Genomic DNA, 15,246 nt, shown 5'->3' on the forward strand with positions numbered 1-15,246 from the left:
CGCTGATCGGGTTTGCACTCGCCGGCATCGCCCTGGGACGCCGGCGTCCCGGAACGAGTCAGCCGTCGTGAGGCCGTTGGCCCCGCAGAGGCTCTGGGCAGCATCGCTCGTCGCGGTGGCGCTCTGCGCGACCGCCGCGTCAGCCGCCACGATTGCGATCGCGACCGACCAACCGACCTACGCGATCGGTGACACGATCATCGTGACGGTCGAAACCTTCGTCGATTGGGGTGAGTCGTCGCCGAACGCACTCGTATCGCTGGGATACGACCCCGCTCTCGCTGGGCAACAGGCAGTCGTCGTGCAGGGCTCTTACCAGATCACCTCCTTCGGCGGCTCGGCCGGATGGACCGCTGGCGCGCTCCAGGGCCAGTGCGACCAGCCCGGGCTGTGCCGACTCATCGACCAGCTCGCTCCGAGTCCGACCGGTGCAGCGGTGGGCCCGGGCTTGTTGCAGCAACTCGTGGTCGAGCTCTCCGCCGACCAGGCAGGCCATCTGGCTTTCTCCTTTCCCAACCTCACCTTCTTCGGTGCCGCCGCCCCGTCCCTGTCCGTCCAGATCGTCCCCGAACCCAGCACCCTCGCGCTGATCGGGTTCGCGCTCACCGGCCTCGTTCTTGGAAGGAGGCAACGGCGCTGAGCGAGCGCGGCCGCTCGCCGCGCTGGAGCGGCCGCATCACCGATCTCTTCGGAGCCGACCTCCGATCGTTGGCGCTCCTGCGCGTCGGCATCGCCCTGACCCTGCTGCTCGACCTCGCGCTCCGCGCACGATCCCTGCGCGCGCACTACACGGACTTTGGCGTGTTGCCCCGGGCGACCACGCTCGCCGACGGCAGCCCCGCCGTGTTCTTTCTGCCCTCGCTGCATTCGCTGAGCGGTGACTGGCCGTTGCAGGCGGTGCTCTTCACGGTCGCAGGTGGGTGCGCGGTCTTCCTGGCCCTCGGGCGCTTCACCCGCACGGCAACCATGGCTTCGTGGCTGCTGCTCGTCTCGCTGCACCATCGCAACCCGATGGTCACCCACGGCGACGACACGCTTCTGGCCTGCGTTCTCTTCTTCGGCATGTTGCTGCCCTGGGGTGCGCGGTACTCCCTCGATGCGCGGTCTGTTCCGGCGCGGCAGACCGAGCGGTCGGGGACGGCACCGACGCGCTTCCTTTCCTTCGCTACCGCCGGCTACGCAGTGCAGGTGGCCCTCGTCTACCTCTTCAGTGCGCTCCTGAAGACCGGACCCGAGTGGTGGAGCGAAGGGAGTGCCGTCGCCTATGCGCTGTCTTCGGGGAACGCCTATGCGTGGGTCGCAGTGGCGCAGGACTTCCCCGGCCTCCTCGCGCTCTTGAGCCGTGGCGTGATGGCGCTCGAGTTCGCGGCGCCGCTGCTGCTCTTCTCCCCGATCTGGACGGCACCGCTGCGCATGGTCGGGATCGTGGGCATCGTGGCCTTCCACCTGGGGATCGCCTCGACTCTGGCCCTCGGGATCTTTCCAGTGGTGGGCATCGTCACCACGCTCGGCCTGATCCCCTCGGTGTGCTGGACCTGGCTCGGCGTCGATCGAGGAGCCACCGAAGCACCAACGCAGCTCGAGGACTCCTTCCCCGGGCGCCTGCGCAACGGGGTCGCGCTGGGCGCGTTGGCGTTGATCGTCGGCTGGAACCTGACGACCTTGCCTCGTGCCCCCTTCGCGTTCTCGCCGGGGATCGTGAAGCTCGGCGCCTGGCTGCGCCTCGGCCAATCCTGGTCGATGTTCGCGCCCGGACCGTCGCGCGAGAGCGGCTGGCACGTCGTGGCGGGGAGGCTCGACGACGGGTCCACGGTCGACGTGCTTCGTGGCGGCGAACGCGTCGACTGGGCGCGACCACCGCGCATCGCGACCGTCTACCCGAGCTTTCGATGGTACGAGTACCTGGCCCGCACCACGGGACCCGAAGCCGGCACGCACCAGGAGCTATACGCCGCGTACCTGTGTCGCGCCTGGAACGAGACGCAGCCGGAGACGAGGCACCTGCGCACCCTCGAACTCGTCTACCTGTGGAGCGACATCCGGCCGGGCGCACCCCTCGACCGCCCGGAGCGGAGGACGCTGCGGATCCACCGCTGCCGCCCTGCCCTACCCGTGAACGCCGGCGTGTAGACTCGGGCGATGGAGCGCGCTGCCCTCGTCGTTCTCGCCCTCGTCGCTCAGTTCATCACGGGCTGCGCCTACTCGATGATCGTCGACGGACACATCGACGAGACCCAGTTCCAGGAGCTCACGCGCCGCACGGCCGAGGCCCGCGGACTCCCGATCCCCGACGACGTGCCGGCCCGCTCGGTGCGCAAGGCCGAGATTCCCGCCCTGCTCGAGCGTCTGGTCCGCGAGGAGTACACCCCCGAGGAGCTCGCCGACATCGAGGACAAGCTGATCGCGATGGGCCTCTGGTCGCCCCAGCACGACTACGTGGAAGTGATCACCCAGTTCAGTGGCGATACGCTCGCGGGCCTCTACATCCCGGACGAAGCGACACTCTACGTCGTCGAAGACGTCGAGATTCCCTTCTCGGTCCGGCTCGTCTCTGCGATAGCGCGGCGGGATCTCATGCGCGAGTTCACCCTGGCCCACGAGATCATCCACCTCCTCCAGCATCGCGCCTATCCGGATCTCTTCGAGAAGACGAAGACGCGCCAGCAGGCGGACGCGGTGGGCAGCCTCCAGACCGCTATCGAGGGCGATGCGACGCGCTACGGCTTCGTCGCCGTGCTGCCACCGGGGGCCGCCCTCCCCGATCCGGATGCGTTCCGCGAGGAGCTCGAAGCGGAGAACGCAGCGGCGGGCGAGGAGGATCACTCGGGCTCTCCGGCGGTGATCCGACTGACCCTCGCCTTCCCCTACTCCTACGGATACGGACTCTCGCTTGCCGAAGGCAGTGCCCTGCTCACGTCACCACCCGCCTCGACGGAGCAGATCCTTCACCCCGAACAGCGCAACGCCGACTTCTGGGCGATCGATCTCGCGCCCCTCGAGGCGGCGCTCGACGACGCTTGTCGGAGCCTGGGACAGGAGAGCCTCGGTGAGCTGGGCCTCTCGGTCCTGTTCCGCGACCTCGCCGACCCGGAGGCCAGCGGCGGCCCGGAGCTCTCGGAGGTCTGGGAAGGATGGGACGGCGATCGCTACCTCGTCGCCGACTGTGCGGGCCAACGCGAACTCTTCTGGTGGACCGAGTGGGACTCGATCGGCGACGCCGAGGAGTTCGCCGCCGCCTACACGGCGATCGCTCCCGCGGTGCAGGCGCGCGCCGAGATGGACGCTCCTCCCGAGGCCCGGGTCGATGGGCGTCGGGTGCTGGTGACGACCCGCGGCTTCCGCAGCGCGCGCAGCGCTCCCGAAGAGGCGGCACGGCGCGCGCGCGTCGCGACCCTCGACGCGCTGTTCGCCCACTTCGGCCTGGAGAGCGCCGCCGCCACCGACTCGGCCTCGCGCTAGCCGAGTCGTTCGCGCAAGGCCTCCGCCCGCCGGAGCAGGGGCGTCTCGAAGCCATCCTCGAAGGACGCGTAGACCGGCTCGAGGAAGGCGCGGGCTTCCGCGCGCTTCTGGTTCGACTCGAGTGCGAAATCGGCGTAGGTCACCGCCGCATCGAGCTCCAGCCAGATCGCTCCGCTTCCTTTCCACATGCCGAGGGCCCGCTCGAGGTCGGTGAACGCCTCGTCCCGCGCGCCGACCACCCAGTGCGCGCGCGCCCGCGACAAGAGCGACTGGGGAAAGTAGCTGAACTCCTTCGTGCGCTTGCACAGACTCCGACACTTCGCGACGCGCTCGAAGGCGCGCTCCGGGTTCCCGGCCTCGGTCTCGGCATCGGCTGCCATCAGGTAGTACTTCGGCAGGCCCCCCACGACGCCCGCGTCCTCCGCGTAGCGCAGCGCCGCATCGAACGCGCCCAGGCCGTCGGCGTCGCCGAGCTTCGTGCGTGCCCAGGCATCGAGAGCGAGGCCCGACGCCTCGAGGAACTCGAAACCCCGATCGGCGGTCGCTTCGAGCACCTGCTTCGCGGCCTCTGCAACCCGGGGTGCGTCCTCGAGGTAGGAGAAGGTCGCGCCACCGTTGCCGAGCACGATCGCGATCGTGCGCGGGTGCCCCAGCGCGAGTGCGCGCTCGATCGACGCCTCCGCCACCTGGAGGCCCTGGGTCGGGCGCCCCGAGAGCACCAGTGAGATCGCGTAGACCGCCTGCATCCCCGACTTTGCGTCGGCGTCCATCGCCGCGATCGGCGGCGGCGGATCGATCTCGTCGGCCAAGGCGATCGCCTGTTCGAAGTCGCGGCACGCGACCGGGAGAGGCGCCGTGGTGGGGCCACTGAAGGCGCGATTCATCCGCCCGGCCAGTAGCAGGGGCCCGCGCTCGATCGGCTCGATGATCTCGATCAGCTGATCGGCGTAGTCACGAGCGCGCGCCAGGAGCCCGGCGTTGCTGTAGTGCATCATCAGGCCGTGGACGATCGGGATCTTCGCCGGCCCGGTATCGAACGTGTCACTGAGCGCCTCGCAACGCGCGATCGAGTCCAGGACCTCCGCAGCCTCGAAACCGTCGAGGCCCGTCATCGGCACACACTGGCCCAGCCGCAGGGCAACCTCCTTGGCCCGGTGTTCGATCAGCGAGTCGGGATCCTCGGGCGGGCGCTCCCCGTGCAGCTCGAGGGAACGCGCGTAGTAGTCGCGTGATTCCTGGTTCGCGTGACGCGAGAGAGCCACCTCGCCCGCCTGCTGGAAGTAGTCGACGGCCTCTGCGGTGAGCCCTCCCTCGGCGCAGTGGTGCGCCACCACCTCGGGAGCGGACGCGATGCGCTGGGGAAAGCGTTGCTCGTAGGCCTGGCTGGTCCGGGCGTGCAGCTCGGTGCGACGTTTCTTCAGCTGCGACTCGTAGGCTGTATCCTGTAGGAGCCGATGCCGGAAGGTGTAGGTGGCCTCGGGAGGCGTCCCCCGTTGCACCAGGATCTCGGCGTCGACGAGTTGACGCAGCCCCGCCTGCAGCTCGCCCTCGTCGAGGTCGGCGACGGCGGCGATCAGATCGAAGGGAAAGCTCCGTCCGAGGGTCGCGCCCAGCTGCGCCACCTGCTTCGCCGCGCGAATGCGATCGAGGCGCGCCATCAAGGATCCCTGCAGCGTGGAGGGGATCGAGAGATCCGAGACCTTGCCCTGCAGTTCGAGGCGCCCGTCTCGCTCGACCAGCCGCTCGGATTCGACGACGGCCTTCGTCAGCTCGACCGCGTAGAGCGGCACGCCATCCGCGCGCTCGGCGATCTGCCCGACCAGCTCGTCGGGCAGTACCCGACCCGCGCCGACGACCCCGGAGACGAGGGCACGCGTGGCCTGGGCGTCGAGGCGCTCGAGGGCGATCGCACTGACGTCTTCGCCTTCCGGCCAGGGCGATGCGAATTCCTCGCGGAAGGTCAGGAGCAGCAGCAGCCGCGAAGACGGAGCCTGATCGGCGAGATCCGAGAGGAAAGCAAGCGTCGACGGGTCGGCCCAGTGGAGGTCTTCGCCGATCAGGAGCAGCGGTTCCCGTTCGGCCAGGAGCCGAATCGGAGCCACGAGCGCGCGTAGCGAGCGCTCGCGCTGCAGCTCGGGGCTCATGTGCTCGAGCGGATAGCGCTCGGATTCGGGGAGCCCCAGGAGGGAAGCCACGAACGGCAGGATCTCGGCGCACCGCTCGGGGGCGAGTTCGACGAGCGCCTGCTCGAGCTTCGCCAGACGCGCGTCCGGCGCCTCGTCCTCTTCGAAGCCCAGCACGTGCTCCACCATCTCGAGGATCGGCTTGAAGGCGTTCCCCGCCGTGTAGGGCGTGCACTCGAACTCGAGGACCCGGTGCGGGGTGTCGGGGAGCCCGCGTCGCAAACCCTGCAGCACGCGCGACTTCCCGATGCCAGCCTCGCCCGAGACGGTGGCCACGTGCCCACGCCCTTCGAGCACGCGGTGCCAACAGTCGTGGAGTCGGGCGAGCTCGGCTTCTCGCCCCGACACGCCGGTGATGTCCCGCGGATCGACGGCACCCGGCGCCGAGCGCACCACCCGTTCGATCCCGTAGACGCGAATCGGCTCGCTCACACCCTTCAGCGGCGGCGTGCCGAGATCGCGCGATTCGACCGAGCCTTCTACCAGGCGCAGGGTCGCCTCGCTCACCAGCACCTGGCCCAGCTCGGCCAGCCCCTCGAGGCGCGACGCAATGATGATGGTGTCGCCCAGGGCGAGGGTCTCTCGACGTCCGCTCGTCCCACCGAGGGCCGAGATCACGACCGGTCCCGTGTGGATCCCGATGCGCGCCTGCACGAGATCTTCGTCCCGCGCGGCACGCTCCTCGTTCCACTTCGCGAGCTCGGCCTGGATCGCCAGCCCGGCCCGGACGGCGCGCTGGGCGTCGTCTTCGTGGGCGCGCGGGTAGCCGAAGTACACGAGCACGCCGTCGCCCAGGAGCTGGGCCACGTGGCCGTCGAAGCGCGCCACCATCTGGGCGCAGGTCTGCTGGTAGGTGCGCAGGATCTCGCGCAGCTCTTCCGGGTCGACGCGCTGGGCGAGCTCGGTGGAGCCTGCGAGATCGCAGAACATCGCGGTGATCTGGCGGCGCTCGGCCTCCCCGTCCCGGTCCTGGGGCGTGGCCGTGGGAACCGGGTCCCCCGCGACCGCCGTCCCGCACTGGGAGCAGAACTTCGCGGTGGCGGAGAGCGGGGCCTCACAAGAGGGGCAGCGAGGCGCGATCGGTGTGCCGCATTCCTCGCAGAAGCGCGCACCTGCCCGGATCTCGTGCTGGCAGTGCTCGCAACGCACCCTCGTGTCTCCTTCTCCCAACGACGCGTGTGCGCAGAAACAGACTACTGGAAAACACGGTCCAGCGTCGATGCAGCTCCGCGCCGTAGTTCACCGTCACGGCGGAGGGATGCTTGACCTCGAAACCGCGACTGGAGAGAATGGCGGGACCGAGCGCCTTCAGAACCCCACGTCCGATTCGGCGACGGCCGGAGCGCTCGCGATGCGGGTGTCGAGGTTCGAGAGATCCGTGAAGCAGCTGGCCCCCGCTGACAGCGTCGCGCTCGCCGCCGAGACCGAGACGCTTCCCCAGAACATCGGCGTCCTGGTGGTCCTCGACCCTTCCGACGCCCCCGAGTTCGGGTTCGAGGCGCTGGTGCGCGCGCTCGAGGGACGCGTGGAACGCGTTCCGGTGTACACCCACCGGATCCTCGAGATGCCCTTCGGGCTGGACCACGCCTATCTGGTGGCCGACCCCGCTTTCGACGTGCGCCAGCACCTGCATCGCAGCCGCGTGCCCGCACCAGGGGGGCTGCGAGAACTCACCGAGCTAGCGAGCCGCCTGTTCGCCCCCTGCCTCGACCGCAGCCGACCGCTCTGGGAGATGTGGTTCCTCGACGGCCTCGCGGACGGCCGCGTCGCCCTGCTCTACAAGGTGCATCACTGCCTGGCGGACGGCGTCGCCCTCACGGGTCTCGCCCAGCTGCTCTTCGACTTGAGCGCCAAGCCGGCGGCCGATCGCCCCCGCGATGTCCCGCAGCTCGCCGATCGCGACGAGGGTCCGCTCAGCGATGCCGACCTCTGGCTTCGCGCCGCCGAGAACACCCTCCAGCGGCCCCTGGAGCTGGCCCGGGTGGGTTTGTCCCTGCTGCGCCAACAGGTGGCCGGAGCGACCGAGCCACGCGATGACGCGCCGCGCACCCCACTGCAAGTGCCCGCCACCGTGTTCAACGGACGCGTCGCCGCCGGACGGGGCTACAGCTGCGCGCGGGTTCCCTTCGCCGACGTGCGGGCACTCCGCGAGCACTTCGACGTGACGGTCAACGACGTGCTGCTCGCGCTCGCCTCGGGTGCCGTGCGCTACTACCTCGCGTCCCGGGGCGAGCTGCCCGACGGTGAACTCGTCGTCTCGGTGCCGGTGTCCGAGCGGAGCACGTCGCACGAGTTCACGACGGACAACCAGCTCACCCACACGACGGTCGCCTTCGGGACCCATCTCGCCGACCCCGCCGCCCGCTTGCGACACATCCACGAGAGCGCTGCGGCCGGGAAGCGACGCGCCCGCACCCGCGACGTGAACGTGCTGAGCTCGGTGGGACGCATCCTCGCGCCCGGCGCGGTGCAGTGGCTGATGCGGCTCGCGGCGCCCCTGGGTGGCGACCTGCCGCTCCCGGTCAACCTCACGGTCTCTTCGCTGCGGGCGACCCCCTTCCCTCTCTACGTCGCCGGGGCGCGCCTCGAGCATGTGTATCCCATGACGGTGCTGCAGCCGACCCAGGGGCTCGGCATCACCGCCGTGTCCTACGTCGACACGGTCTACTTCGGCTTCACCCACACGCCCGAGCTCCTGCCCGACCCCTGGGTGTTGGCCGAAGGGGTCGAGAAGTCTCTGTCGGAACTCCTGACCACCCGGTCCGCCGCGCGACGCAGACGCCCGGCCGACTAAGCGCCCGACGACGCCGGCACCCGGACCGTCGGCCAATCCTGCAGCGGCTCCCGCGATCTCGCCGGCTCCTCCACCGCACCGATCGCGGGCAGCTTGAAGATCTGCTTCTCGAGGAATTCGTTCAGGAAGACGCGGTTCGGATCCCAGCGCTCCCGAACCTGCAGGAATTCGTCCATCTTCGGGTAGCGATCTCGAATCGGGTCGGTCTCGAAGTAGAGCTTCGCCCAGTGAGGTCGGGCGCTCGGAATGTCGAGCCAGCGCCGCTCGAGCTCGCGATAGAAGTCGACCCAGTTCGGGGTGTGCTCTGCGGTCGTCACCTCGACGTAGCAGGTCTCCTGCTCGTGATCGGGCGCCAGCCAGCCATTGCTGCCCGCGGTGAAGCGACCATGCATCATCAGATTCACAGGGAAGAGACTCGCGCTCGCGTACTCACGGAGCAGTGAGATGCCGGCGCTCCAGGCGCGCGCGGCATCGTGGTTCGGGAACGAGTACGACATGTCCCAGCACTTTGGGAACACCCGGGCGAAGTGGAAGGCATTCGACGCGGTGGCCACGGTGACACCCGGCTTCGCGTAGGAGCGGTTCGTAAAGTCGAAGACGCGCGGAAAGATGTTGGGCACGTAGCGGGTCGCCCAGGGATAGATCGAGTCGATGATCGACTCCTGGAACGCAGCGGTCTGCTTCGCCACGAAGTCCGCCCACGGAGGCCGCGGGTCCGGCGGGGAGTCGGTCCGGTTCATCAGGTAGACCCACATGGTGTCCTGGAGCGGCGTGTAGAAGATCTCGAGGAAGTCACAGGAGCGCAGTTGGGCGAGATCCTCGAAGCCCTCGAGCACCTCGTCGACCGGGATCTCCCGGATCTGGGTGTGCACGTTGAACTGGTCGACGAGCTGCAGCTTCACCGACTGCACCACGCCGAGGGTTCCGAGATTGACCTGAGCCGCGGCGTATTCGTCTCGACCTTCGGGTGTCGGCCGCTTCGGGTCGGGCCGCCGCACCACCCGCGGTTCGCCGGTGTGATCGACGATCGTCATCTCGAGGATGTCGTCCGAGAAGTTCCCCGCCAGGAAGCTGGTGCCATGGGATCCGGTCGCGACCGCCCCTCCCACGGTCGGGCCGGGGAACAGCGGCGGCGTCACCAGGGTCAGACCGTACTTCGCGGTCAGAGCGTTCAACGCCTGGATGTCCATGCCCGCGCCGACCTCGATCGTCCGCGCGTCGACATCCAGCGAATGCAGCCGGTCCATGTGCTGCATGTTGATGATCGTCCCGCCCTCGACGGGCACCAGCGGCGCCCAGGAGTAGCTCGCCCCGTCGGGACGAATGCGGTGCCCCTTCTCGACGGCGCTGCGGATGCACGTCGAGAGCTCCTCCTCGTGGCGGGGCGCGCGAACGTCCGCGCGAACGCGGTGATTCCCGGCGAAGTTGTGCCATTCCTGCATGAAGTCCGCTCCTTGGCTTCCTTGCCTAGAGGTTGATGCTGTTCGGGACGTTCGACGGCAGCAAGAAGTCGTAGCGATAGGGCCGCGTGCGCAGCTCCTTCGAGATCTCGTGCTCGACCTTCTCCAGATCGGCCTGGAACTGGAGGATGGCGGCGTCCACCTCGCCGCCTTCGTGGCCCAGCGGGTAGCCGTCGTAGTGACCGAAGCGCCCGAAGCGCCACAGGGCCTGGGTGCTGTTGACCCACTGGTCGCGACCCATCCGGATCGTCGGCAGGGTGCGCAGATAGCGCGCCCGGGTGCCATCCTCGGCGGCATCGGGGGGCGGCATGAGGTTGGTGCTCGGCGCTGCCGGGGAGAACCGGTAGTAGAAGTAGCCAGCAAAGTGCATGGCCGCGTGTCCCGGCCCGGCGATGAACAGCACCTGGGTGAGCAGGTCCTTGAGCTTCGCCCGGCTGTCCATCCGACCGTCTTCGACCAGGTCCTTCAGGGCGGCGCGGTGCGGATCCTGAAGCTCTTCGATCCAGCCCTGCAAGCGAGCGTCGTCACGAACTGCCCGATCGTCGCGGTAGTGGATGTCGACGTAGCGGCTGATGAAGCGGTGGATCGGTTTCCAGTAGCGGACCGAGTCGTCCCGGTAGGGATAGACGGCGGGAGCGTCGGTAACGCCGCGGCTCTCGATCTCGCGATCGATCTGCAGCCCGCGAAAGGTCGACGACTCGTAGCCCTGGACCGTGATCTGGCGCAGCTCCTCGAGGTTCCCCGAGTAGAACTCGAAGTAGAGCTTCGAGCGGTCGCTGAAGTACTGATAGACCGAGACGTTGGTCGTCAGCGTGAATTGCATGTGCGGGTAGAGCAGCTTGTAGACGCAGTGGCTCTCGGGCAACTGGCGCGGCGTCGCGATGCAGAACGCCTCCATCATCAAATGGCAGCGCTGGATATGACCGCAGCCGAGATGGTGGGAAGCGTCTGCGGCCTCCACGTAGAGCTTTGCCGTCTGCCAGCCCCAGTCGTCGTCGGGGTAGTAGACCGGGTTGTAGTCGCCGTCGGGCTGAGGCTGATCGATCTGTATCGCGATCGGAACCATGTCGGTCGCCCCGTAGAAGCCGGGTGCCTCGATCAGAACGGCGATCGGCGCCGCCGCGTAGCGCCCGCGCCAGCGGCTGTCCCGCGACTCGCCCGAGGGCAGCGCCCGCTGGATCAATTCGTAGTCCGCCACGAACAAGCGCCCCTCTGCGGCGGCCTTCGCGACGTCGGTGGAACCCACCCAATGATGGGGCCGATGCTCCTCGAGCCACTCCTGCACGCGATCGACGTCGAGGGGAATCTTCTTGCGGACCGCCTCGAGGTCGCGCTGTTGTTCGATCAGGATCGGGTTCCCGCCGGCGATCCGCCGGTAGCCGAAGGCCTGATCCGTGAGCGCTTCTTCCGCGAAGGTCGGAAGGTTCGGCCCGAAGAGTTCGCGGAACGCCTCGAACTTGTCGAAACGAAATGTCGCGCGCTGGACGTTCTCGCTGAGTTTCGCCAGTTGCCCCCACGCAGCGATCGCCAGGTAACGCGGCATATAGGGGGCGATCCACTCGAGCTTGTGATCCTCCCGCCGCGGCAGCTTGTCGAGCATCGCGATCGGCGCGAACAGGTTGTCCTGGGGCGCCTTGTAGCGGTACTGGCGTCTGCGCGCGTCCAGCTGCTGCTGCTCGCTCTTCGGGGTGGGGGCGAAGAAGTCGAAGATCGAAAGCGCCATGGGGCTCCCTGGGGAAGAGGCGGAACGAGACCGGGTGTGCCGAGTCGAGCTCGGAGTCCAGTGTACCGTGGTGCGTCGCCGCTTCGGGTCGTTCTGTTTCGTGGACCCACGATTCGGCGGCCGACACAAAGCAGGGACGGCCCACCGGTGCGCGGGCGGCCTCGAACGTCGTACCATGGGGGCATGGAAGACGCCCGCGACTTCACCCTCGAGCAGGGTTGCTTCACCCTGGCCATGCTCTCGTACCTGGGGACCCAGAATGCGAGCCCGGACGCGATCAACGACGTCCTCCTGCGGGTCGCGCTCGACGAGGCCCTGGAGAAGTTCGCTCCCGTTCGCGGACGCTGGGAGATGGCCTGGGGTCCCGTCACCTACACGGCGCCTTTCACACTCTTCGCCGATTCCGGGGCGTTCATCGTGCGCGACCGCTGGAAGCCCTCGCGGCTATGCGTGGTGGTCCGAGGAACCAACCCCTACTCGGCCTTCGATTGGGTGTACGGCGACATCTGGGTCGACCGGGTCGTCCCCTGGCGCTTCGGCAACCGCACCCGCGTGCCGGGTGCCGCCCTCTCCCTCTCGAGCGCCCTCGGGCTATCGATCCTCGAGAACATGCGCTGGTTCGAGTTTCCGGATCTGGGACTCGAAGCGTTTCGCGACTTCATCCGCCAGCGACTCCTGGCCCCGGCCGAGTGGACCGCGAAGCAGCTCCTCGGACCTCTGCAAGCGGAGCTCTCGGGTTGGATCGACCGCGGGCGCGGCGCGCTCGCCCGCGAGCAGACCGCACTCCTCTCCGAGCGCGATGCCCTCGCCCACGATCTCGAGCAACGTCTCGCGGCGTTCGCCCGCATCCGCAATGCGCCGAGCACGCTTCGGCTCCGCAAGCACCTCGACCACAGCCTGCGTCGCGCCCTGGGCGGGGCCGAGATCGACCTGCTGCACCTCATGGAAGGCGTCCAGCGCTTCCACTCGTTCCTCCACCCGGGCCAGAGCATCCAGGGCTTCCTCGAGCAGGAGGTGCGGCGCAGCCGCGAAACCGGTGACGGTTCCCTCGACGTCTACGTCACGGGGCACAGCAAAGGGGGCGCCCTCGCCCCGGTGGTCGCCCAGTGGCTGTCGGACACGCGCCGCACCTGGCGCAGTGGCTGGAACCGGGAGCTCGACGCGCGCATCCACTGCTACGCCTTCGCCGGCCCGACGCCGGGGAACCGCGCCTTCGCCCAGCTCTCCGACCGAACCCTCGAGGACCGCGGCCACCGCATCTCGAACCGCCACGACGTCGTCCCGCACTCGTGGGCGGTGCCCTCCCGCCACTTCGAGCCCCACCTCGACCTGCTCCAGGTTCCCGACCTCTACCGCTCGACGGACCACGTGTCGCCTCGGGCGCACAAGCTATTGAGCGGTCTCATCGACGGCATCGCGGACGACGTGGGCCCGCTGGCGTACGCGCACGTCGGCGGCGACGTGCGGCTCTTCGAGGGGAAGCTCGACGAAGACAGCCGCGACTTCTTCACCCATCTTCTGAACCAGCACACGAAGGCGTACATCCGCGAGCTCGGCCTCGAACGCTACCTGAACCTGAGCGATCTGTTCACGTTGCTCTGAGCGCCGCGTCCCAACGCTTCCGGTGACGCGTTCGCGCCAACGCCCAGACGAGCACTACCGCGCTTCCGGACGCTGCTCTGCCCGAGGGCTCCGGCAGGACGGTCAGATCGTCACTCGAGTAGCGGTCCCAGTGGTCCAGAAAGAGATCGCCGAGGTCTGCGTGCGCGCGACCCAGGTTCGACGCGCGGAGACCGAGGGCGGAAGGTGCCGCGTGGTCGCAGGGTGCCGTTCCCGACGCCGACCGCACGTAGGCACGGAGGGGCGCGTCGACACTCGGATCGGGGCCCAAGGTCGGACTGCGGACGCCCTGCCCGAAGACGGCGGCCCCCCCGAACGCGAGGACATCGGAACCGAGCGTCGTCTCGAGACAGGGGTCGATCAGCGTGGCGCCCGCCAACGTACCCAGCGTCGAGGCCCCGGCTGGGTCCGCTGACGTGCCGACCGCACCATCGATCCAGACGTTCCCCGCGACGTCGGCCACGCCGCCGAGGGTCTCGGTCGGCCCCGGACCGAGACCGACCCAGACGCGGGAGAGCACGGCGGCATCCAGATCCGTGTGGGCGTTGCCGAAGCGCGACGCTGTCTCCGAGAGGAACACCGAATCCGTGATTTCGAGCGTGCGTGTCCGCCAGGCCGCCACCCCGACTTGATCGACGATGCGGGACGGCTGGTTCGCGAGGTGCAGAAAACTCCGCGCGTAGTCGGTGGTGCCCCACAATCGCGTTCCGGCCACCTGTCCCACATTCCCGACCACGACGCAGGCTTCGCAATGCCCCACCACGCCGAACGGGGACGCACTGTGTTGCCCACCGATCAGGAACACCGCCGCGTCCAGCACGCGGTTGGCGTAGCCCGGCAGGTCCAACTGGAACGGCGTCGCTCCGAGGGTGACCGTCGACGGCGCAGCCGAGAACGCCGGCGATCCCTGTGCGAGTCCCGAGTAGTTCGTCCCGCTCGTCACGAAGCGCGAGAGGTAGCCGCCGTAGGCCACCTGGTTCACCGCCTCCTGGGAGCAACCGATCGCGACCACATCGGTCGCGTAGATCTTCCCGCGCGCACGCTCCTGTTCGTTCTCGTCCGCGACCAGCGCGTTGTCCCCGGTCGGCTCGAAGCACTGGGTGGTCTTCGGAACGTCGGGCAGGATGGCAAAGATGCGCGCGTCTTCGATCACGAAGGGTTGGGGCGTAGACGTGAAACCGCTCGTGTGGCCCCCGATGCCGTCGTCGGTGATGCGTACCACGAGGAGTCGGCTCGCGGCCATGCCCACCCCGTCGGAGTAGAAGCCATGCGAGCCACCCCCTCCAGCCGGGTCCGAGCTGTGGGAGTCGTGGATGAACAGCTGTTCGAACACGACGGTTTCCGAGAGGTCGAAGGTGGGGCATCCGTTCCAAGTCTGGTTCCCCAGGCCGTGCGCCACGCCCAGAATCACGCCGACGTCTCGTTCCGGGGTCGGTACACGGAAGTACCCGACGTTGCCACGGCGCATGAAGCCGGGACCGGGTGGCGTGCAGTCGTCAGCAGGCCGGAACACGACATTGCCGTTGCGGCGCAGTGTCGGGGTGACGCTGTCGTTCGCGAGCCATCCCAGGTCGAGCAGGTTGAAGCGATCGGCTTCGATCTGCCCGTCCTGGATGTCGATGAACCCCGTGCCGCCCCCTTAGATCGAGGCCATCCGGTAGAAGGAAACGGGGTCGCCGGGACGGGCGCCGTAGTGGATGTCGATCCATCCCGGTCCACTTCCGCACGCGACGCCCTCGTGGGACAACCACGGGCCCGCGACGTAGAGGCTGTCGTCCTGACTGCCGCCGGCGTCCGTGGTGCCGAGGACCTTGGCGACCTTTCCAGCGCACGCCCCGGCGCGAATCTCCACGTACTGGTCGGTCAGGTCGCCCGAAGCCTGGATGTCGAGGGCCGCGGAAGACACCTGCAGTTCGGTCACGCTGCCGTGAAAGCCCGCGGCCGCCGTCGCGCTGGCGAGATCGATCGCCGACCCGGCAGCGCCCCGCGTGCCGATGTACGGAACCC

General features: G+C 68.6%; 10 protein-coding genes. 5 read left to right on the forward strand and 5 right to left on the reverse strand.

The features are described 5' to 3' along the window. The first annotated feature begins 67 nt into the window (after nucleotides 1–67). The 3 genes from AAF430_26300 (at nucleotide 68) to AAF430_26310 (ending at nucleotide 3,459) form a co-directional block, all read left to right on the forward strand. Nucleotides 68–640 carry a PEP-CTERM sorting domain-containing protein gene (locus AAF430_26300; GenBank protein ID MEM7413768.1) on the forward strand — a complete coding sequence of 191 codons (573 nt, stop codon included), beginning with the start codon at nucleotides 68–70 and terminating at the stop codon, nucleotides 638–640. Nucleotides 641–708: 68 nt separating this feature from the next. Then, nucleotides 709–2,130, forward strand: coding sequence for an HTTM domain-containing protein (locus AAF430_26305; GenBank protein ID MEM7413769.1), 1,422 nt, complete (start codon nucleotides 709–711; stop codon nucleotides 2,128–2,130). A gap of 9 nt (nucleotides 2,131–2,139) precedes the next feature. Beyond that, a complete protein-coding gene (locus AAF430_26310) occupies nucleotides 2,140–3,459 on the forward strand; it encodes a hypothetical protein (GenBank protein MEM7413770.1) in 1,320 nt (439 codons plus the stop codon). Here the strand turns inward: AAF430_26310 and AAF430_26315 are convergent. After that, a complete protein-coding gene (locus AAF430_26315) occupies nucleotides 3,456–6,791 on the reverse strand; it encodes an adenylate/guanylate cyclase domain-containing protein (GenBank protein ID MEM7413771.1) in 3,336 nt (1,111 codons plus the stop codon). The two genes, AAF430_26310 and AAF430_26315, sit on opposite strands and share 4 nt — an antisense overlap. A gap of 229 nt (nucleotides 6,792–7,020) precedes the next feature. Between AAF430_26315 and AAF430_26320 the strand changes: the two genes are divergently transcribed. Further along, nucleotides 7,021–8,436: a wax ester/triacylglycerol synthase family O-acyltransferase gene (locus AAF430_26320; GenBank protein ID MEM7413772.1), complete on the forward strand. Its 1,416-nt coding sequence runs from the start codon at nucleotides 7,021–7,023 to the stop codon at nucleotides 8,434–8,436. Here AAF430_26320 and AAF430_26325 read toward each other — a convergent pair. Continuing rightward, a complete protein-coding gene (locus AAF430_26325; GenBank protein ID MEM7413773.1) occupies nucleotides 8,433–9,878 on the reverse strand; it encodes a D-arabinono-1,4-lactone oxidase in 1,446 nt (481 codons plus the stop codon). The genes AAF430_26320 and AAF430_26325 overlap by 4 nt on opposite strands. Nucleotides 9,879–9,903: 25 nt before the next feature. Further along, nucleotides 9,904–11,619 carry a lipoxygenase family protein gene (locus AAF430_26330; GenBank protein MEM7413774.1) on the reverse strand — a complete coding sequence of 572 codons (1,716 nt, stop codon included), beginning with the start codon at nucleotides 11,617–11,619 and terminating at the stop codon, nucleotides 9,904–9,906. A gap of 183 nt (nucleotides 11,620–11,802) precedes the next feature. Between AAF430_26330 and AAF430_26335 the strand changes: the two genes are divergently transcribed. Beyond that, the gene (locus AAF430_26335) at nucleotides 11,803–13,221 is read left to right on the forward strand and encodes a hypothetical protein (protein ID MEM7413775.1); all 1,419 of its coding nucleotides are present in this window, start codon (nucleotides 11,803–11,805) and stop codon (nucleotides 13,219–13,221) included. Here the strand turns inward: AAF430_26335 and AAF430_26340 are convergent. Beyond that, nucleotides 13,208–14,650, reverse strand: coding sequence for a hypothetical protein (locus tag AAF430_26340; protein ID MEM7413776.1), 1,443 nt, complete (start codon nucleotides 14,648–14,650; stop codon nucleotides 13,208–13,210). The genes AAF430_26335 and AAF430_26340 overlap by 14 nt on opposite strands. A 228-nt stretch (nucleotides 14,651–14,878) precedes the next feature. Continuing rightward, on the reverse strand, nucleotides 14,879–15,246 hold a 368-nt coding region (locus tag AAF430_26345), incomplete at its 5' end, for a hypothetical protein (GenBank protein ID MEM7413777.1).

The organism is Myxococcota bacterium (genome assembly GCA_039030075.1).
Taxonomy (GTDB): Bacteria; Myxococcota_A; UBA9160; order UBA9160; family SMWR01; genus JAHEJV01.

What these genes read in the sequence shown, in the direction of transcription:
- AAF430_26335 (MEM7413775.1), top strand. Translation starts at nt 11,803, where the DNA reads ATGGAAGACGCCCGCGACTTCACCCTCGAGCAGGGTTGCTTCACCCTG.
- AAF430_26310 (MEM7413770.1), top strand. Translation starts at nt 2,140, where the DNA reads ATGGAGCGCGCTGCCCTCGTCGTTCTCGCCCTCGTCGCTCAGTTCATC.
- AAF430_26330 (MEM7413774.1), bottom strand. Translation starts at nt 11,619, where the DNA reads ATGGCGCTTTCGATCTTCGACTTCTTCGCCCCCACCCCGAAGAGCGAG.
- AAF430_26325 (MEM7413773.1), bottom strand. Translation starts at nt 9,878, where the DNA reads ATGCAGGAATGGCACAACTTCGCCGGGAATCACCGCGTTCGCGCGGAC.